Raw genomic sequence first — 17090 nt, 5'->3', positions numbered from 1 at the left:
CAGGGACTCAGTGCCGGTGCATGCGGTTGGCGACGGCGTGGCCCACGAACAGGTACACGACCGCCGCCAGGCCGTAACCGGCGACCACCCGGGCCCAGGCCTCGTTGAACGTGAACAGGTCGTGCGACCAGCCCGCCAGCCATGCGGCGGCGTCGTGGACGAACTGGACCAGGCTGTTGGCCCGGTTCGCGTCCAGCAGGTACATCAGGATCCACAGGCCGAGGATCAGGGCCATGATGTCGGCGACGACCGCGATGACCGTCCCGGCCTGATTCGCTCCGTTGCGATATCGAGGGGACATACCTTCCGGATTGCCGGGCGGGGGACGGTGAAACCCGGACGGCTGCCGCCGGGTGGCCGAACCCGCCGACACGGGTGAGGCTGCCGGAGGAAGCAGTCGCTCGGGGAGGACAGTCCGGAGGACCTCCGTGCCCGTACCGATACGGCGCCTCTGCGTGGCGCTCACGCTGTGCTGCGCCCTGCTGGCCGGCGCCACCGCCTGCGGCGGCAGCGAGGAGACCGTCGAGAAGGCCAGTACGAAGGACATCACGGGGGTCCAGGCCGTTCCCGCCACCGGGGCCCCCACCCCGACCACCTCCGCGCAGCGGCGCAAGTTCGCCAAGACGCGCTTCGTGATCGACGCCGGTCTCGCGGCCGGTGCCACCTACCAGTGGATCGTGAAGCCGTGGAAGGCCGGCACGTTCAAGAAGGGCGCCAAGGGCCGCAGGACGGCCCTGGTGAAGGCCGGTCTCGCCGGTGCCTTCGCCTACAACCGGCTCAAGGCGGCCCGGAAGAACGCACAGGGCGACCCGGCGCTCGCCAAGGCGCTCGCGCCGCTCGGCGCCGGCATCGACGCCCTGAAGAACCTGCCGTCCAAGCTGCGCAAGGGTGACACCGACGCGGCCTCCTCCTTCAACGACGTCATCGGCAACGTCAAACACGCGGGTGCGAGCGCCGGCGCCCCGGTCAAGGACCAGGTGCCCTCGGCGTCCCAGCTCGCCAAGGGCAGCTAGCTAGGAGTTCAGCTCCGCGAGCACCCTGAGGGTGTGCGGGTCCGGTGAGAGCGCCAGCAGGTCCGTCACCGGGCCCCTGCGCCACAACTCCAGCCGCTCGGCGATGCGTTCCCGGGGGCCGATCAGCGAGATCTCGTCGGCGAAGGCGTCCGGTACGGCCAGCACCGCCTCCTCCCGCCGGCCCGCGAGGAACAGTTCCTGGATCCGCCGCGCCTCCTCCTCGTACCCCATGCGCGCCATGAGGCCGGCGTGGAAGTTGCGGGAGGCGTGCCCCATCCCGCCGATGTAGAAGCCGAGCATGGCCTTCACGGGCAGCAGCCCCTCGGCCACGTCGTCGCACACCTTCACCCGGGCCAGCGGAGCCACCACGAACCCCTCCGGCACCTTCCGCACGGCGTCCCCGTACACCTCGGGCCGGCTCGGCGACCAGTACAGCGGAAGCCAGCCGTCGGCGATCCGGACCGTCTGCGCCACGTTCCCCGGCCCCTCGGCGCCGAGCAGGACGGGGAGGTCGGGCCGCAGCGGATGCGTGATCGGCTTCAGCGGCTTGCCGAGCCCCGTGCCGTCCGGCCCCCGGTAGGGCAGCGGATGGAACCGCCCGTCCACCTCCACCGGCGCCTCACGCCGCAGCACCTGCCGTACGACGTCCACGTACTCCCGGGTCGCGGTCAGCGGCGACTTCGGGAACGGGCGGCCGTACCAGCCCTCCACCACCTGCGGCCCGGACAGGCCGAGCCCGAGCATCATCCGGCCGCCGGAGAGGTGGTCCAGGGTGAGCGCGTGCATCGCGGTGGTGGCCGGCGAACGTGCGGCCATCTGGGCGACCGCCGTACCCAGCTTGATCGTCGATGTGCGCGCGGCGATCCAGGTGAGCGGGGTGAAGACGTCCGACCCCCAGGACTCCGCCGTCCACACCGAGTCGTAGCCCAGCCGTTCCGCCTCCTGGGCGAGCGGCACATGACCGGCGTCCGGACCGCGTCCCCAGTACCCGAGTGCGAGACCCAGCCGCATAGCCCTGCCTCCTGACGATCCGTCAGTTCACCGGTCGGGAGCCGACTGTACGACAACGGCCCCCCACCCGGAAGGGCGGGGGGCCGTCGCTGCGGCGGGGTGCGGCCGGTCAGCCGCGCTGGATGCCGGAGGTGTCCTGGAGCACGCCACGGCGGCCGTCCTGGGTCTGCGCGACCAGCGCGGCACCGCGCTGCTCGACCGCCAGGTACCAGGTGCCCGGCGCCAGTTCGGCGATCGGGGTCGGCGAGCCGTCCTCCGCGAACAGCGGACGGGCGACCGGAACGGCGAACCAGAACGGCGAGAAGTCCGCGGGAGCCGGCTGCGCCGCGGCCGTCGGCGCCGTCGGCACCGGACCGCCCTGCGGCTGCTGCCCGAACGGCTGGCCCGCCTGCGGCTGGCCGCCGTAGGGCTGGGCCGGAGCGCCCGGGTAGCCGTAACCACCGGGCGGCTGGGCGCCGTAGGGCTGCGGCGCGACCGGCTTGGGTGCCGGCAGCAGAGCGGCCTGGAGGGCGGGGACCAGCGGGGTGGCGATGGCGGCGCCCGCGAGAACCAGAGCGGCGATGAAACCGAGGATGAGGCCCGCGCCGGCGTCGTAACCGTCCGGGGTGTCGATCAGCGTCCACAGCAGCGACCAGGCCGCCAGGACCGAGAACGCGGCGCCGACCTGGCTGAGGTCCAGTCCGAGCACCTTGCGCTGCTGCGGCAGACAGCGGTTGACGACGATGAGGACGGCACCGATCACCGCGCCCATGTAGATGCCCAGGCCGAAGCCCAGGTCGTCCCACGCATTCCCGCTGGCGGAGGCGCCGAGAAAGGAGTAGCTCTGGAAGGTGAGGAACGACGCGATGAACAGCACCACCGCTGCTCCGATCACCGCGCCGTCGCCTCTAGTGAGGGAGCGGATATTCACTTCAAAGGTCCTTCGTAAGTCGTCTCGTCGTCGGTAGACACTACCGTCCGCAAGATCCGCCTGTCCGGCCGGTTCCGCCCGCCGGTCAGGACGCGCGCAGGAAACTCACGATTCCCTCAGAGATCCCTTGCGCGGCCTTCTGCCGCCAGGCTCCGCTGGTCAGCAGTGCCGCGTCCTTGCTATCGCGCATGTTGCCGCACTCGATGAACACCTTCGGAACCGTTGACAGATTGAGACCGCCCAGGTCCGTACGTGTGACGAGACCGGTACCTTCGCCGAGGTAGTTGGACGGCGGCTCACCGGTGTCGCGCAGGAAGGTGCCGGCGATGCGGGTACCGAGGTCGTGCGAGGAGTCGACGATCGGCCGGGTGTCGGCGGCACCGGCGTGCACCGGCCCCGGCAGGATGACGTGGAAGCCGCGGTTGCCTTCGGCGGAGCCGTCGGCGTGGATGGAGATGGCCGCGTCCGCGTGCGCGGCGTTGCCGATCCGGGCCCGCTCGTCCACGCACGGCCCCCAGGCCGGGCTGTCGCCGTCACGGGTCAGCTTCACCGTGGCGCCCTGCTGCTCCAGCAGCGTGCGCAGCCGGTGGGCGACGTCGAGGGTGAACCGGGCCTCGGTGTAACCGTCGTTGGTGGACGTCCCGGTGGTGTCGCACTCCTTCCAGTTCGTCCCGATGTCCACCTGGCGGTTGATCTCGGCCGTGTGCTGGAAGTTGCCCGGGTTGTGCCCCGGGTCCACGACGACGACCTTGCCCTTCAGCGGACCGGCCGCGGGCGCCGCCCCCGAGGTCTGCTTGCCGCCGTCCGCAGGAGAGGCGGACGGGGCCGACGGCGAGGAGGACGCCGGGGACGACACGGCGGAGCCGCCGCGGGCGCCCGGGGCCGCGGAGGCCCCGCCCCCGCCGCCCACCGCCTCGTACGCCACCCACCCGAGCAGCGCGCCGGGCACCAGCACGGCGAGCGCCACGGTCAGCGGGCGGCGCCGGGACGGGCGGGGCTGGGGGGAATCGAACTCCGGGCCTAGGTACGACACGTCTGTGACTCTAACCGGGGCCTCAGATCCCCGCGCGCGTTCGACGCAGGACACGCAGCGAGCCGGTCACCGAGACCTCCGTGAACGCGCCCGACTCCAGAGCCCGCAGATACACCCGGTACGGCGCCTGCCCGGTGAACTCGTCCTCGGGGTGCGGGAACACGTCGTGGATGACGAGGAGGCCCCCCTCGGCCACATGGGGTGCCCAGCCCTCGTAGTCGGCGGTGGCGTGCTCGTCCGTATGGCCGCCGTCGATGAACACGAAACCGAGCGGGGAGTTCCAGATCGCCGCGATCTGCGGGGAGCGCCCGACGACGGCGACCACGTGGTCCTCCAGACCCGCCTTGAACAGCGTCCGGCGGAAGACCGGCAGCGTGTCCATCAACCCGACCTCCGGGTCGACCGTCTCCGGGTCGTGGTAGTCCCAGCCCGGCTGCTGCTCCTCGCTGCCCCGGTGGTGGTCGACGGTCAGCGCCGTGACCCCGGCGGCACGGGCCGCGTCGGCGAGCAGCACGGTGGACCGCCCGCAGTACGTGCCGACCTCCAGCAACGGCAGCCCCAGCCCCCCGGCCTCCACCGCAGCCGCATACAGCGCCAGCCCCTCAGCCACGGGCATGAACCCCTTGGCCCCTTCGAACGCGGCCAGGATCTCGGGCTTGGGGGAGGGGGCGGTCATGGGGCGCCTTCCGGTCGTACGACTGTTCCGGCCGCCCATGCTGCCGCACCCCCGGTCACTCATGTGACCGGGGGTGCGGATGGCGCCCCGGGCGCAGACCCCCTAGGCGCTCACGACCTCCCCGGGCAACGAAAGATCCAGATCGACAGCCCGCTCGTCCCCGGAATGCGTCGCGGAAGAAGCGAGCGGCCCATGCCCGGAGGCCTTCGCGGCCAGCACATACGCCCCCTGAGCCGGCACGGCAAGGGCGTAACTGCCGTCCTCCGCGGACACCGTGGCGCCGGCCTGCCGCCCCCGCCGGTCGATCAGCGTGACCTTGGCCCGGGCGACCGGCGTGCCATCGGCACCGAGAACCCGCCCCCGGAACCCCCGCAGCGCCTCTTCCACCCGCTCCAGCACAGCGTCTTCCTCGCTGCTGGCCCGAAGCTGAGGCCGCTGAGGCTGCTGAGCCGGGCGGACCGCCTTCGGCAGGAACAGCGCCAGCACCAGCCCCACCGCCACCGCGGCCGTCGCGATCAGGAAGGACACCCGGAAGCCGTGCATGGTCGGGATCGCGATACCGCCCACGTGGTGCGCCGTGTTGGCCAGCACCATGCCGATGACGGCACTGGACACCGACGTACCGATGGACCGCATCAACGTGTTGAGGCCGTTCGCCGCACCGGTCTCCGAGGCCGGCACCGCGCCGACGATCAGCGCGGGCAGCGAGGAGTAGGCCAGGCCGATGCCGGCGCCGAGGACCACGGACGTGACGACCGTCTGCCAGGCCGCGTCCATCAGGCCGAGGCCGCCGCCGTAGCCGATCGCGATGATCAGCAGGCCGATGATGAGGGTGGTCTTCGGGCCGTACTTGGCGGACAGGCGGGCGTAGACCGGCGCCGTGAACATCATCGTCAGGCCCAGCGGCGCCACGCACAGGCCGGCGACGACCATGGACTGGCCGAGGCCGTAGCCCGTGGCCTTCGGCAGCTGGAGGAGCTGGGGCAGGACCAGCGAGACGACGTAGAACGCCACGCCGACCATGATCGACGCCAGGTTGGTGAAGAGGACGGCCGGGCGTGCGGTGGTGCGCAGGTCGACCAGGGGCGCCTGGATGCGCAGTTCGTACAGGCCCCACAGGAGGAGGACCACGACCGACGCGGCGAACAGACCGAGCGTCGTACCGGACGACCAGCCCCAGTCGCTGCCCTTGGTGATCGGCAGCAGGAGCAGGACCAGGCCGGTGGACAGGCCGAGCGCGCCGAGCAGGTCGAAGGAGCCCTCCGCCCGCATCGGGGACTCGGGGACGACGAGGAGGGTGAGGACGATGGCGAGCGCGCCGAGGCCGGCGGCGCCGTAGAACAGGGCGTGCCAGTTCGTGTGCTGCGCGACCAGGGCCGCGGCGGGCAGCGCGAGGCCGCCGCCGACGCCGATCGAGGAACTCATCAGCGCCATGGCCGAGGGGAGCTTCTCGCGCGGCAGCATGTCGCGCATCAGGCCGATGCCGAGGGGGATCGCGCCCATGGCGAAGCCCTGCAGGGCACGACCGACGATCATGGTGAGCAGCTGGCTGGTGAGCGCGCTGACCAGGGCGCCGACCACCATCACGGCCAGGCTGAGTATCAGCATCCGCCGCTTGCCGTAGAGGTCGCCGAGCCGGCCCATGATCGGGGTGGCGACGGCGCCGGACAGCAGGGTCGAGGTCAGCACCCAGGTGGCGTTGGAGGGGGCGGTGTCCAGCAGCTGCGGCAGGTCCTTGATGACCGGCACGAGCAGGGTCTGCATCACCGCGACGACGATGCCCGCGAAGGCGAGCACCGGGACCACGGCGCCGTTCGCCCTCCGGGGCGGCTGGCCGGTCGTCGTGTGGGTCATTGAGTGAGGCCTCCCGTGTACATAAGTGCCGGGTAAACCTCGTATGCACAGGCAACTATTCCGTTGCTTCGGGCTTCTAATGAATCCTTGACCAGTTCATGGGGATCTGACGTGATGTCACCCGTGGCGCGTCGGCGGGAGACGCCGGTGGGAGACGCCGGTGGTCCGAAATGCCGGTGCAAGGACCGTAACCGGGTTGAGAGCATGACACCCATGCTGGAAGCCCCCGACACCACACCCGTCATATCCCGCCGTACGACCGTGCCCACCTGGCTGGTGGTGGCGCTCGCCTGTGCCGGACAGTTCCTGGTCGTCCTGGACGTGTCCGTGGTGAACGTCGCCCTGCCGTCCATGCGCAGCGACCTCGGCCTGACCCCGTCGGGCCTGCAATGGGTGGTGAACGCGTACGCCATCGCCTTCGCCGGGTTCATGCTGCTCGGCGGCCGGGCCGGCGACCTGTACGGGCGCAAGCGCATGTTCCTCGTCGGCCTCGGCCTGTTCACGCTGGCCTCGCTGGGCGGCGGCCTCGCCCAGGAGGGCTGGCAGCTGCTGCTGGCGCGGGCTTCGCAGGGGCTGGGCGCGGCGGTGCTGGCCCCCTCGACGCTGACCCTGCTGACCTCCGCGGTGCCGGAGGGGGCGGCGCGGGCCCGCGCGATCGCCACCTGGACCGCGGTCGGCGCCGGGGGCGGGGCCGCGGGCGGGCTCGTCGGCGGGGCGCTCGTGGACCTGCTGTCCTGGCGCTGGGTGCTGCTGATCAACGTGCCGGTGGGTGCGCTCGTGCTGGCCGGCTCGGTGCGCTGGCTCACCGAGAGCCGGGCCGGTGACGGGCGGCGCCTGGACCTGCCGGGCGCGCTGCTGGTGACGGCGGGCCTCGCGACGCTGGCCTACGGCATCTCGCAGACGGAGGCGGAGGGCTGGACGGCCGCCGCCACGCTGCTGCCACTGCTCGCCGGGCTGCTGCTGATCGGCCTGTTCCTGCTGGTCGAGGCGCGTACGGCGGCCCCGCTGATGCCGCTCGGACTGCTGCGGCTGCGCTCGGTCGCCGCGGCGAACGCGGCGATGTTCGTCTCCGGGTCGGCCATGTTCTGCATGTGGTACTTCATGACGCTCTACGCCCAGAACGTCCTCGGCTACTCGCCGCTGGAGGCCGGGGTCGCCCTCGTGCCCAGCTCGCTGTCCGTGGTCGTCGGCTCCAAGCTGGCGCCGCGCCTGATGCGGGAGGCGGGCGCGCGGACCGTGGCGGCGCTGGGCACGCTGGTGGCCGCGACGGGCTTCGGCTGGCAGTCGACGATGAGCGCGCACGGGGCGTACGTCACCGGGATCATGATCCCGGGGATCCTGATGATGTTCGGCGCGGGGCTGGCGGGGACGCCGCTCGCCTCCCTCGCCACGTCGGGTGCGGCGCCGGGCGAGGCCGGGGTGGTGTCGGGGCTGGTCAACACCTCGCGCACGATGGGCGGTTCGCTCGGACTCGCCGTGATGTCGACCGTCGCCGCGGCGGGCACGGGCAGCGGCCATGGCCCCGAGGCGCTGACGGACGGCTACGCGCTGGCCTTCCGGGCCAGTACGGCGGTGCTGCTGGGCGGGGCGGTGCTGATGCTGCTGTGGTTGCCGCGGAGAATTTCCACGACTTCCTCCCGGTGAGGCAACGGTCCGGGCGTCCCATGGACTCTTTCTGGCATCTAGGGAGGTGCCCATGGGGGACGGGAAGAACGCTCGGAACGAGGAGTTCCAGAGCTTCGTGGCCGGCCGCTGGCCGCGCCTGATGCGTACGGCATTTCTCCTCACGGGGGAGCAGCACGCCGCGGAGGACCTGGTCCAGTCCACGCTGGAGCGGGTCTATGTCGCCTGGCGCAAGGTCGGCGCGGCCGATGATCCGGAGGCGTATGTACGGCGCGTGATGCTCAACCTGCATGCGCGCAAACACAGAAGAAGGCTCAAGGAGTTCCTGGCCCCGAAGGACGACTCGGGCCTGGTGCACGAGGTGGCCGACACGGGGGACCGGATCGCGCAGGCCGACGACCGCGGTGCGCTGCTCAAGGCGCTCGCCCAACTGCCCGTGCGGCAGCGGGAGGCGGTGGTCCTGCGCTACTGGGAGGACCTGACGGAGACCCAGGCGGCGGAGGCGATGGGCTGCTCGGTCGGCACGGTGAAGAGCAACGCGGCCAAGGGCATCGCGAAACTCCGGGCCATACCGGGACTGGCCGAGACGGTGACGCACGGAGGGCGGAAGTAGATGAGCGCGGACCGGGAGAACCACCAGATGACCGACATGACGCAGACGGACATCGCCCTCCTGCTCGCGGACGCCGCGGACGAGGTCGAGATCGGCATAGCCCCTGTCCAGGAGGTCATCCGCGGCGGTCGGCGCCGCAGAGCCCGCCGCTGGGCGGTGGCGACGGCCACGGCCGTGGTGCTGGCGGGGTCGACGGGAGCGACGCTGGCGGTGACGGGCCTGCCGGGCGGCGGTCACGGGGACCGGCGGGGAAACATGGCGGCCGAACCGACCTCGCCCGCGGCACGGCATGTGTACGAGCCGCAGCAGACCCAGCTGTCGCGCGGCCGGTACAAGGGCACGACCTGGTACGTCGACGTCCAGGTCTGGGGAGCGCCGCAGAACGGGGCCGAGGCGGAGCGGCAGTACGTCGCCATGGAGGAGCTGTATCTGACGGCCGCCGTCGCCAAGCCCGCCGACCTGATCGGCAAGACGTCGTTCTTCGTGACCCGGAAGTTCGGCGACCAGCCCCTCCGGCCGATCATGTACGACTCCGGGGAGAAGCTGGAGCGGCTCTCGGGCAAGGACCTGGAGTCGGCCAGCAACCCCCTGGACGACACGAGCGCCACATGGGACCACCTGGTGGTCGGCAAGGTCGCCGAGACCGCCCGGGAGGTGACCTGCACCTGGAAGGACGGCACGACCACCAGGGCGAAGAGCGGCCCGGTCGGTTACGAGCACGACGTGCCCCGCCCGGCGCTCGTGTCCGCCGCGGGCTATCCGGGGGTGAAGTGGTTCGCGTGCGTCGCACCGGAGGGCACCGCGTACAAGGACGTTGCAGTGACGCGATGACAGGCGGAGCCGGCGGGAGGCCCGGCCGGTCCGGTCACAGCCACCCCTGTTGCCGGGCCTCCCGCACCGCCTCCGCCCGGTTGCGGGTGCCCGTCTTGCCGATCGCCGAGGACAGGTAGTTGCGGACGGTGGACTCGGACAGATGCAGCGTGCCGGCGATGTCGGCGACCGTCGCCCCGTCCACCGACGCCTTCAGCACATCGCACTCACGGGCCGTCAGCGGACTCGGTCCGGCGCTGAGCGCGGCGGCGGCCAGCGCCGGATCGACGACGGTCTCCCCGGTGAGCACGCGCCGGATCGCCGCGGCCAGTTCCTCCACGGGCCCGTCCTTGACGAGGAACCCGGCCGCCCCGGCCTCCATGGCCCGGCGCAGATAGCCGGGCCGGCCGAAGGTGGTGAGGATCAGCACCCGGCAGTCGGGCGCCTGCTCCCGCAGCTCGGCCGCCGCGTCCAGCCCGCTGATGCCCGGCAGTTCGATGTCCAGCAGGGCCACGTCCGGCCGGTGGGTGAGCACGGCGTCGACGATGCCGTCTCCCGAGCCCAGCTGCGACACCACCTCGATGTCCTCCTCCATACCGAGCAGCAGGGCGAGTGCACCACGCAGCATGCCCTGATCCTCGGCGAGCAGCACCCGAATGGACTTGCCGGTCCGGTGCTCCCGGGGCATCTCGTTCATGGGCTCAGATTACGGCCGTGCCCCCTGGCCCACCGCCGCGTCCGCCACGCCGGCGACTACGCGGACCGGGAGACGCGTGCCCGTCGCCGGGGTGCTGCCCCGGACGCCCTCGATTAAAGACTTGGCATGGTCCCCTGCGGCGGGGGTTGACGGTCTCTGCGGGGTGCTCAAACAATCGCCCCTGCATTTCCAGGAATCCGCGTAATTTCCTCCGTCGAATAGGTTCGGTATTTCGGTCGAACGTTGTCCGAAATATCGACCGAGAATCCGAGGTGCTCCGTGCCCATGAGTTCCCCCCACACCGGCCCCCGGCGGCTGAGAAGCGCCGCCCTGTCCGTCCTCGCGGTCTGCGCGACCCTCGCCGCACTGCTCCTCGGCGCCGGTGCGCCCCAGGCCGCCGCGGCCGGTTCGCTGCCCTGTGACATCTACGCCTCCGCGGGCACCCCCTGCGTCGCCGCGCACAGCCTGGTCCGGGCGCTGTACGGGTCGTACAACGGCCCGCTCTACCAGGTGCGGCGCGCCTCGGACGGGGCCAGGACCGACATCGGGGTGCTGTCCGCCGGCGGCTACGCCGACGCGGCCGCCCAGGACTCCTTCTGTTCCGGCACGACCTGCATCATCACCGAGATCTACGACCAGTCCGCCCGGCACAACGACCTCACCGTCGAGGGCGCGGGCGGCGCCGGCGCGGCCGATGTCGGGGCGCCCGCCGACGCGCTTCCGGTGACCGTCGGCGGCCATCAGGTCTACGGCCTGGAGATCTCCGCCGGCATGGGCTACCGGAACGACTCCACCTCGGGCGTCGCCGTGAACGGACAGGCCGAGGGGATGTACATGGTGACGTCCGGCACCCACGTCAACAACCGCTGCTGCTTCGACTACGGCAACGCCGAGACCAACAACAAGGACACCGGCAACGGCCACATGGACGCCATCAACTTCGGCACCGAGTGCTGGTTCTCGCCCTGCTACGGACAGGGCCCCTGGGTGCAGGCCGACCTGGAGAACGGGCTGTTCCAGTCCGACGCCGGCTACAGCAAGAACACCTCCGACACCGGCACCGGACCGCTGCCTTTCGTGACCGCGCTGCTCAAGAACAACGGGCAGAACCATTTCGCGCTGAAATACGGAAATGCCCAGTCCGGTGGGCTTACGACCACCTATTCCGGAGGTGAGCCGACCACGAGCGGATACACGCCGATGCACCAGGAGGGCGCGATCGTCCTCGGCACCGGCGGTGACAACAGCAACGGCTCCATCGGCTCCTTCTTCGAGGGCGTCATGACCTCCGGCATCCCGACCGACGCCGCCGACAACGCCGTCCAGGCCGACATCGTCTCCGCCGGCTACGGCGGCGCGACCGGCAGCACCGGCACCCTGAAGCCCGGCTCGGAGATCTCCCTGCGCGCCACCACCTCCTGCTGCACCAGCGACTACGTCCGCCACCAGGACGACGCCGGTGTCCTCTCCCCGATCACGCCGAGCAGCTCCGGCCTGGACAAGAACGACGCGACCTGGATCGTGCGCCGGGGGCTCGCGAGCAGCTCCTGCGTCTCCTTCGAGTCGCGGAACTACCCCGGCGACTACCTGCGCCACTACAACTACAAGCTCTACCGGCAGCCCATGGACGGCACCGCCCAGTTCCGGGCCGACGCCACCTTCTGCCCGCAGACCGGCAAGAGCGGCACCGGCACCTCGTTCGCCTCGTACAACTACCCGACGAGATACCTGCGCCACTACGCCTACAACCTCTACATAGCGAGTGACGGCGGCTCCAGCGACTTCGACAGCAGCACGTCCTGGACCGACGACGTCAGCTGGGCGGTCAGCTCGCCCTGGGCGCCGTAGCCGCAGCGTCCGCGAACTCCGCCGACGCCACCGGCAGTTCGGCGGTCACCGTGAAACCGCCGCGCGGCGACGGGCCGGCCGTGAGCGAGCCGCCCGCCGCCGCGAGGCGCTCGGTCAGCCCCGTCAGCCCCGTGCCGCCGATGCCCTGCTCGGGCCGGCGCACGGGCCTGCCGCTGCCGTCGTCGGTCACGGAGAGCCGGGCCTGCTCGGTGCCGCTCTCGACGGTGATCTCACAGTGGCCCGCGTCGCTGTGCCGGACCACATTGGTGACCGCCTCGCGCACCACCCAGCTCAGCAGCGCCTCCGTCTGCGGTTCGAGCGGCACACCGGACTGGCGCACCACCGGCTCCACGCTCGCCGCGGACAGCGCCGAACGGGCCCGGGTGAGCTCGGTGGCGAGGCTGCCCTCGCGGTAGCCGGTCACCGCCTCGCGGATCTCGGTGAGCGCCTGCCGGCCCACCGACTCGATGTCCGTGATCTGGCCCAGCGCCGCCTCCATGTCGCGCGGAGCCAGCCGCCGGGCCGCCTCCGACTTCACCACGATCACCGACAGGGTGTGCCCGAGCAGGTCATGCAGATCCCGCGAGAAGCGCAGCCGCTCCTTCTCCACCGCGCGCCGGGCCAGCTCCTCGCGGGCGGCGCGCAGTTCCCGAACGGCCTCGGACAGGCCGAGGATCGCGGCGGTCACCATGCTGGAGAGAAAGGTCGCGTAGCCGATGTTGGTCGCGTCCCCCCAGCCGCCCCGGACGGCGGAGACACAGGCCGCGTACACCGTCAGCAGCAGGCCGGTGCGGCCCAGCCACGGCCCGCGCAGGGCGGCGCCCACGGCGAGGCCGAGCAACGGGAAGAAAAACAGCCAGCTGCCCCCGTAGCCGAGCGCCAGACCCGTGGTCACCAGGCCCATGAGGAGCAGCGCCACCCGGGTGGAGACCGCCTCGCGCTTCTCCCGTCGGAAGGACCGGAAGGTGACGTAGATGTAGAGGGAGTTGAAGGCCAGCAGGCCCAGACCGCCGACCCACGGGTTCGGGGTCTTGCCCTGGAGGAGGTTGGAGAAGGATCCCATCCCCATCAGCAGCCACGGCAGCAGGGTGAAGCCGGTGGGCGGCGGGCCCGGATGGTCGACGTCCGCCGCCCTGCACTGCTTACGGGCGGCCCGTTGAGCGGCCACGAAGTGATCGTGCTCGGCCTTCCACCGGCGCCGCTCGGCCCGCAGGGCCTGTATCTGGCACCGGATTCCCCGTACCCACGTCATATCTCTGTTTCCCCCCGGTCAGATGGTCCCCGCCCGACGGCGGTACGACAGCACAGCGTACGAACCGAACAGAATCAGCCAGGCCGTCAGCACGATGATGGCACCGGCGCCCGGTGCGTGCCCCTGCGCTACCGCGGTGCCCAGCTGGGCGAACCGGTGCGTGGGGGTGTACACCGACAGGGCGCGCAGCCAGGTTCGCCACACCGGTGGAGGCGTATCCCCGTTGTGTCATGCCTACGACGTTAGGAATCCGGGCCCGCCTCCGGCAGATGCGGCTGTACCGACTCCGGCAGTACAAATGTCACTGCCGGACCGTACCTGACACAGTGTCAGGAGTCTTCCCAACTCAGGAGCGCTGGGCTATACAGAGGGCGCCGGACTGGAACGCGTTCTAGATCGGCCCGTAGCGACCTCGGTGCGGCCGACGGTGCGGACGTCCGCACCGGGGTCTTGAACCACCAGCCCAGCGAACCGCCAGTGTCAGGAGCCGTATGCCCATCGACGCAGCGAAAGCCCTCGCGGCCGAACCCCGGACCGGTGAGATCGCCTGGACCACCAAGGACGTCCAGCTCTACCACCTCGGCATCGGCGCCGGCATCCCCGCCACCGACCCCGACGAGCTGCGCTACACCCTGGAGTCCCGGCTGCACGTCCTGCCGAGCTTCGCCACCGTCGCGGGCTCCGGCGCACCCGGGGTGATCAGCGGGCTGTCCATGCCCGGTGTGGAGGTCGAGCTCGCCAAGGTGCTGCACGGCGGACAGACGCTGGAGATCCACCGCCCCATCCCGGCCGAGGGCACGGCGACCGCGACCCACCGGCTCGCCGCCGTCTACGACAAGGGCAAGGCCGCGATCCTGGTCCTGCGCACCGAGGTCGCCGACGCCGACGGACCGCTGTGGACCAACGACGCCCAGATCTTCGTGCGGGGAGAGGGCGGATGGGGCGGCGACCGAGGCCCCTCCACACGCCTCGAACCTCCCGCCGGGGAACCCGACGAGACCGTCGAACGCTTCGTCCGTGAGGACCAGGCCCTCCTCTACCGCCTCTCCGGCGACTGGAACCCGCTGCACGCCGACCCCGAGTTCGCCCGGCGCGCCGGCTTCGACAAGCCGATCCTGCACGGGCTGTGCACCTACGGCATCACGCTCAAGGCGGTCGTCGACACGCTGCTCGGCGGTGATGTGAGCCGGGTGCGGTCGTACACCACCCGGTTCGCCGGGGTCGTGTATCCGGGAGAGACCCTGCGCATCCGCATGTGGCGCGAGGAGGGCCGGGTGCGGGTGGCCGTGAGCGCCGTGCGGGGGGTCCCGCCGCGCGAGGGAGGCCGAGCGTGGGGGAGGGGCGACGCGCCGGTCCTCGCCGACACCGTCGTAGAGCACTCCTGAAACCCGTACCGAGGGGAGCCGCACCATGCGCGCAGCCGTACTGCACGAGATCGGCCAGGAAAAGCTGGAGGTCCTCGACGACGTCGAGGCGGTGGGCTTCGGCCCCGGCAGGGTCCGGGTCCGGATGCGGGCCACCGGGCTGTGCCACTCGGACCTGTCCGCGATGAACGGGGTGCTGCCGCAGCCCGCGCCGTTCGTGCCCGGCCACGAGGGCGCGGGCGAGATCCTCGAAGTGGGGGAGGGGGTGCGGGGGCTGAAGCCGGGCGACCGGGTCGTCCTGTGCTGGCTGCCCGCCTGCGGTGCGTGTCCGGCCTGCGGGCGCGGGCAGACCGAGCTGTGCCTGGCCGGGTTCATGAACGCGGGCACCCCGAACTTCAGGCGCTCCGGCCGCAGCGCTTCAGACGTATTCGGCTTCGCCGGCACCGGCACCTTCGCCGAGGAGGTCGTGGTCGACGCCGGCTGCGCGGTGCCGATCCCCGAGGACGTGCCCTTCGACATCGCCGCGCTGATCGGCTGCGGGGTGACCACCGGACTCGGCGCCGCCCTCAACACGGCCGATGTGGAGGCCGGTTCGTCGGTCGCCGTCATCGGCTGCGGGGGTGTCGGCATCTCCGCCGTACAGGGGGCGCGGCTGAAGGGCGCCGCCGAGATCGTCGCCGTCGACCCGGTCGCCTCCCGGCGCGAGTCGGCGCTCAGGTTCGGTGCCACGAAGGCGGTCTCCCCGGAGCAGCTGGCCGACGCCAAGCAGCAGGTCACCGGCGGCGAGGGCTTCGACTACGTCTTCGAGGTCGTCGGCAGGTCCGCCACCGCGCGGACGGCGTACGAGAACACCCGGCGCGGCGGCACCCTGGTCGTGGTCGGCGCCGGCGCCATGGACGACTTCCTGCAGCTCAACATGTTCGAGCTGTTCTTCGACGAGAAGCGGATCCTGCCGTCCATGTACGGCGGCGGGGACGTGCTGCGCTCCTACGAGCGCACGATCGCCCTGTGGCGGGCGGGCCGCGTCGATCTCGCCGGAATGATCACCCACCGGGTGCCGCTGGCCGGGATCAACGAGGCACTGGACCAGATGCGTACCGGGACGGCCCTGCGTACGTGCATCGAGATCTGAGGACGGACTCCGCGCATGTCACTGCCACTTGACGGACTGTCCGCCGTCGTCACCGGCGCCGGACGCGGACTCGGCCGGGCCGAGGCCCTGGAACTCGCCCGGCTCGGCGCCGCCGTCGTCGTCAACGACTACGGGCAGCCCGGACGGGACGGGTCCGGCGAGGCATCGGCGGGCCCCGCGGAGGAGGTCGCCGCCGACATACGGGCGGCAGGCGGCCGGGCCCTCGCGCACACCGGGGACGTCGCCGACTTCCAGCAGTCCCGAGAACTGGTCGAGTCGGCGATCACCGCGTACGGCAAGCTCGACATCCTCGTCAACAACGCGGGCATCCTGCGCGACCGCATGGTGTTCTCCATGACCGAGGACGAGTGGGACTCGGTGATCCGTGTCCACCTCAAGGGACACTTCAACACCACCCACTTCGCCGCCGCGCACTGGCGGGAGCGGTCCAAGGCGGCTGGTGGGCCGGTGTACGGGCGGATCGTGAACACCTCCTCCGAGGCGTTCCTCGCCGGATCGGCGGGACAGCCCAACTACGCGGCTGCCAAAGGCGGAATCGTCGGCCTGACCACCTCCACCGCCCTCGCCCTCGCCCGGTACGGCGTCACGGCCAACGCGATCTGCCCGCGCGCCCGGACCCGGATGACCGAGGACGTCTTCGCGGGCTTCGCCGAGCCCGGGACCGGCCTCGACCCGCTGGCCCCCGAGCATGTCGCCCCGCTCGTCGGCTACCTTGCCTCGCCCGCCGCCGCCCGGGTCAACGGCCAGCTGCTCGTCGTCCACGGCGGCATGGTCGCGGTCGTCGAACGGCCGCGGATCCAGGCGAAGTTCGACAGCAAACAGGAGACGTTCACGTACGACGAACTCGACGCGCTGCTCACCCCGCACTACGCGGACCGGCCGCCGGGGGAGACCTTCGCGGCGGCTGAGGTGCTGGGACTCAAGCGGGGCTGAGAACGCGAAGAGGGGGTGCCCGTCGGGCACCCCCTCTCCCTGCTACCGTCAGGCAGCCGTCTCCGCGGTCTCCGCGGCCGGCCTCCGGTGCCTGCCGTGCGGAGCCGTCTCGCTCTCCTGGGCCGAGACCGGGCCCCGGTGCCTGCCGTGGCCGGCAGCCTCCTGGGAGTCGGTGGACAGATGCTCCTTCGTGCTGGTGTCGCTCATCGGACGTATTCACCCCGTCAACATGATCTTTCGTACAGCCGGGCGAGTGTAACCAACACACCACCGGCCCAATCCAGGCGCACACGCCAACCG

17 protein-coding genes and 1 pseudogene are annotated in these 17090 nt (G+C 71.4%); 8 read left to right on the top strand and 10 right to left on the bottom strand.

Features of this window, described 5'->3' with window-relative positions:
* Positions 1 to 7: 7 nt before the first annotated feature.
* Complete coding sequence (locus ABZ624_RS20370; protein ID WP_360090458.1) at positions 8 to 301, bottom strand: hypothetical protein; 294 nt, start codon at positions 299 to 301, stop codon at positions 8 to 10.
* Positions 302 to 428: 127 nt separating this feature from the next.
* On the opposite strand from ABZ624_RS20370, the gene ABZ624_RS20365 reads away from it, so the two are divergent.
* The gene (locus tag ABZ624_RS20365; RefSeq protein WP_360090455.1) at positions 429 to 1013 is read left to right on the top strand and encodes a hypothetical protein; all 585 of its coding nucleotides are present in this window, start codon (positions 429 to 431) and stop codon (positions 1011 to 1013) included.
* On the opposite strand, the gene ABZ624_RS20360 is transcribed toward ABZ624_RS20365, so the two are convergent.
* The 5 genes from ABZ624_RS20360 to ABZ624_RS20340 all read right to left on the bottom strand — a co-directional run bounded on the left by ABZ624_RS20360 (position 1014) and on the right by ABZ624_RS20340 (position 6497).
* Entirely contained in the window at positions 1014 to 2024 is a 1011-nt protein-coding gene (locus ABZ624_RS20360) for an LLM class F420-dependent oxidoreductase (RefSeq protein ID WP_360090452.1), read from the bottom strand. It lies immediately after the preceding gene.
* A 109-nt stretch (positions 2025 to 2133) separates the two neighbouring features.
* Positions 2134 to 2934, bottom strand: a complete 801-nt coding sequence (locus ABZ624_RS20355) for a DUF5336 domain-containing protein (RefSeq protein ID WP_360090449.1) — start codon at positions 2932 to 2934, stop codon at positions 2134 to 2136.
* An 85-nt stretch (positions 2935 to 3019) separates the two neighbouring features.
* The gene (locus ABZ624_RS20350) at positions 3020 to 3967 is read right to left on the bottom strand and encodes an N-acetylmuramoyl-L-alanine amidase (protein ID WP_360090446.1); all 948 of its coding nucleotides are present in this window, start codon (positions 3965 to 3967) and stop codon (positions 3020 to 3022) included.
* A gap of 22 nt (positions 3968 to 3989) precedes the next feature.
* Complete coding sequence (locus ABZ624_RS20345; RefSeq protein WP_360090443.1) at positions 3990 to 4643, bottom strand: class I SAM-dependent methyltransferase; 654 nt, start codon at positions 4641 to 4643, stop codon at positions 3990 to 3992.
* Between the two features lie 102 nt (positions 4644 to 4745).
* On the bottom strand, positions 4746 to 6497 hold the full coding sequence (locus ABZ624_RS20340) for an MFS transporter (protein ID WP_360090440.1): 1752 nt from the start codon (positions 6495 to 6497) through the stop codon (positions 4746 to 4748).
* A gap of 204 nt (positions 6498 to 6701) precedes the next feature.
* Between ABZ624_RS20340 and ABZ624_RS20335 the strand changes: the two genes are divergently transcribed.
* The 3 genes from ABZ624_RS20335 to ABZ624_RS20325 are packed head-to-tail and all read left to right on the top strand — an operon-like array spanning position 6702 to position 9564.
* Positions 6702 to 8141 carry an MFS transporter gene (locus ABZ624_RS20335; protein ID WP_360090437.1) on the top strand — a complete coding sequence of 480 codons (1440 nt, stop codon included), beginning with the start codon at positions 6702 to 6704 and terminating at the stop codon, positions 8139 to 8141.
* 52 nt (positions 8142 to 8193) lie between these two features.
* Positions 8194 to 8733 (top strand): SigE family RNA polymerase sigma factor, encoded by a 540-nt coding sequence (locus tag ABZ624_RS20330; RefSeq protein WP_360090434.1) that lies wholly within the window; start codon positions 8194 to 8196, stop codon positions 8731 to 8733.
* Positions 8734 to 9564: a hypothetical protein gene (locus ABZ624_RS20325; RefSeq protein ID WP_360090431.1), complete on the top strand. Its 831-nt coding sequence runs from the start codon at positions 8734 to 8736 to the stop codon at positions 9562 to 9564.
* Between the two features lie 34 nt (positions 9565 to 9598).
* On the opposite strand, the gene ABZ624_RS20320 is transcribed toward ABZ624_RS20325, so the two are convergent.
* Positions 9599 to 10240, bottom strand: coding sequence for a response regulator transcription factor (locus ABZ624_RS20320; RefSeq protein ID WP_360090428.1), 642 nt, complete (start codon positions 10238 to 10240; stop codon positions 9599 to 9601).
* Positions 10241 to 10525: 285 nt separating this feature from the next.
* Between ABZ624_RS20320 and ABZ624_RS20315 the strand changes: the two genes are divergently transcribed.
* Positions 10526 to 12088, top strand: a complete 1563-nt coding sequence (locus ABZ624_RS20315; RefSeq protein ID WP_360090425.1) for an alpha-L-arabinofuranosidase B — start codon at positions 10526 to 10528, stop codon at positions 12086 to 12088.
* Here ABZ624_RS20315 and ABZ624_RS20310 read toward each other — a convergent pair.
* Both ABZ624_RS20310 and ABZ624_RS20305 read right to left on the bottom strand, forming a co-directional pair.
* Entirely contained in the window at positions 12066 to 13340 is a 1275-nt protein-coding gene (locus tag ABZ624_RS20310) for a sensor histidine kinase (RefSeq protein ID WP_360090422.1), read from the bottom strand. The genes ABZ624_RS20315 and ABZ624_RS20310 overlap by 23 nt on opposite strands.
* 18 nt (positions 13341 to 13358) lie before the next feature.
* Positions 13359 to 13544, bottom strand: a pseudogene (locus tag ABZ624_RS20305) (ABC transporter permease); the annotation flags it as partial.
* A 287-nt stretch (positions 13545 to 13831) separates the two neighbouring features.
* Between ABZ624_RS20305 and ABZ624_RS20300 the strand changes: the two are divergent.
* The 3 genes from ABZ624_RS20300 to ABZ624_RS20290 are packed head-to-tail and all read left to right on the top strand — an operon-like array spanning position 13832 to position 16790.
* A complete protein-coding gene (locus ABZ624_RS20300; RefSeq protein ID WP_360090419.1) occupies positions 13832 to 14725 on the top strand; it encodes a MaoC/PaaZ C-terminal domain-containing protein in 894 nt (297 codons plus the stop codon).
* 25 nt (positions 14726 to 14750) lie between these two features.
* The gene (locus ABZ624_RS20295; protein ID WP_360090416.1) at positions 14751 to 15836 is read left to right on the top strand and encodes a Zn-dependent alcohol dehydrogenase; all 1086 of its coding nucleotides are present in this window, start codon (positions 14751 to 14753) and stop codon (positions 15834 to 15836) included.
* 15 nt (positions 15837 to 15851) lie between these two features.
* The gene (locus ABZ624_RS20290) at positions 15852 to 16790 is read left to right on the top strand and encodes a 3-oxoacyl-ACP reductase (protein ID WP_360090413.1); all 939 of its coding nucleotides are present in this window, start codon (positions 15852 to 15854) and stop codon (positions 16788 to 16790) included.
* 48 nt (positions 16791 to 16838) lie between these two features.
* Here ABZ624_RS20290 and ABZ624_RS20285 read toward each other — a convergent pair whose 3' ends face one another.
* Positions 16839 to 16997 carry a hypothetical protein gene (locus tag ABZ624_RS20285; RefSeq protein WP_360090410.1) on the bottom strand — a complete coding sequence of 53 codons (159 nt, stop codon included), beginning with the start codon at positions 16995 to 16997 and terminating at the stop codon, positions 16839 to 16841.
* Positions 16998 to 17090: the final 93 nt, after the last annotated feature.

The organism is Streptomyces sp. NPDC007205, assembly GCF_040634095.1.
Taxonomy (GTDB): domain Bacteria; phylum Actinomycetota; class Actinomycetes; order Streptomycetales; family Streptomycetaceae; genus Streptomyces.
This window is presented reverse-complemented; position numbering and strand designations above follow the sequence as displayed.

Bases quoted from the DNA above. Each gene is read 5' to 3' on its own strand.
- ABZ624_RS20310 (WP_360090422.1), bottom strand. From the start codon at position 13,340: ATGACGTGGGTACGGGGAATCCGGTGCCAGATACAGGCCCTGCGGGCC.
- ABZ624_RS20335 (WP_360090437.1), top strand. From the start codon at position 6,702: ATGACACCCATGCTGGAAGCCCCCGACACCACACCCGTCATATCCCGC.
- ABZ624_RS20300 (WP_360090419.1), top strand. From the start codon at position 13,832: ATGCCCATCGACGCAGCGAAAGCCCTCGCGGCCGAACCCCGGACCGGT.
- ABZ624_RS20295 (WP_360090416.1), top strand. From the start codon at position 14,751: ATGCGCGCAGCCGTACTGCACGAGATCGGCCAGGAAAAGCTGGAGGTC.
- ABZ624_RS20285 (WP_360090410.1), bottom strand. From the start codon at position 16,997: ATGAGCGACACCAGCACGAAGGAGCATCTGTCCACCGACTCCCAGGAG.
- ABZ624_RS20315 (WP_360090425.1), top strand. From the start codon at position 10,526: ATGAGTTCCCCCCACACCGGCCCCCGGCGGCTGAGAAGCGCCGCCCTG.
- ABZ624_RS20320 (WP_360090428.1), bottom strand. From the start codon at position 10,240: ATGAACGAGATGCCCCGGGAGCACCGGACCGGCAAGTCCATTCGGGTG.
- ABZ624_RS20345 (WP_360090443.1), bottom strand. From the start codon at position 4,643: ATGACCGCCCCCTCCCCCAAGCCCGAGATCCTGGCCGCGTTCGAAGGG.
- ABZ624_RS20360 (WP_360090452.1), bottom strand. From the start codon at position 2,024: ATGCGGCTGGGTCTCGCACTCGGGTACTGGGGACGCGGTCCGGACGCC.
- ABZ624_RS20290 (WP_360090413.1), top strand. From the start codon at position 15,852: ATGTCACTGCCACTTGACGGACTGTCCGCCGTCGTCACCGGCGCCGGA.
- ABZ624_RS20325 (WP_360090431.1), top strand. From the start codon at position 8,734: ATGAGCGCGGACCGGGAGAACCACCAGATGACCGACATGACGCAGACG.
- ABZ624_RS20330 (WP_360090434.1), top strand. From the start codon at position 8,194: ATGGGGGACGGGAAGAACGCTCGGAACGAGGAGTTCCAGAGCTTCGTG.
- ABZ624_RS20340 (WP_360090440.1), bottom strand. From the start codon at position 6,497: ATGACCCACACGACGACCGGCCAGCCGCCCCGGAGGGCGAACGGCGCC.
- ABZ624_RS20370 (WP_360090458.1), bottom strand. From the start codon at position 301: ATGTCCCCTCGATATCGCAACGGAGCGAATCAGGCCGGGACGGTCATC.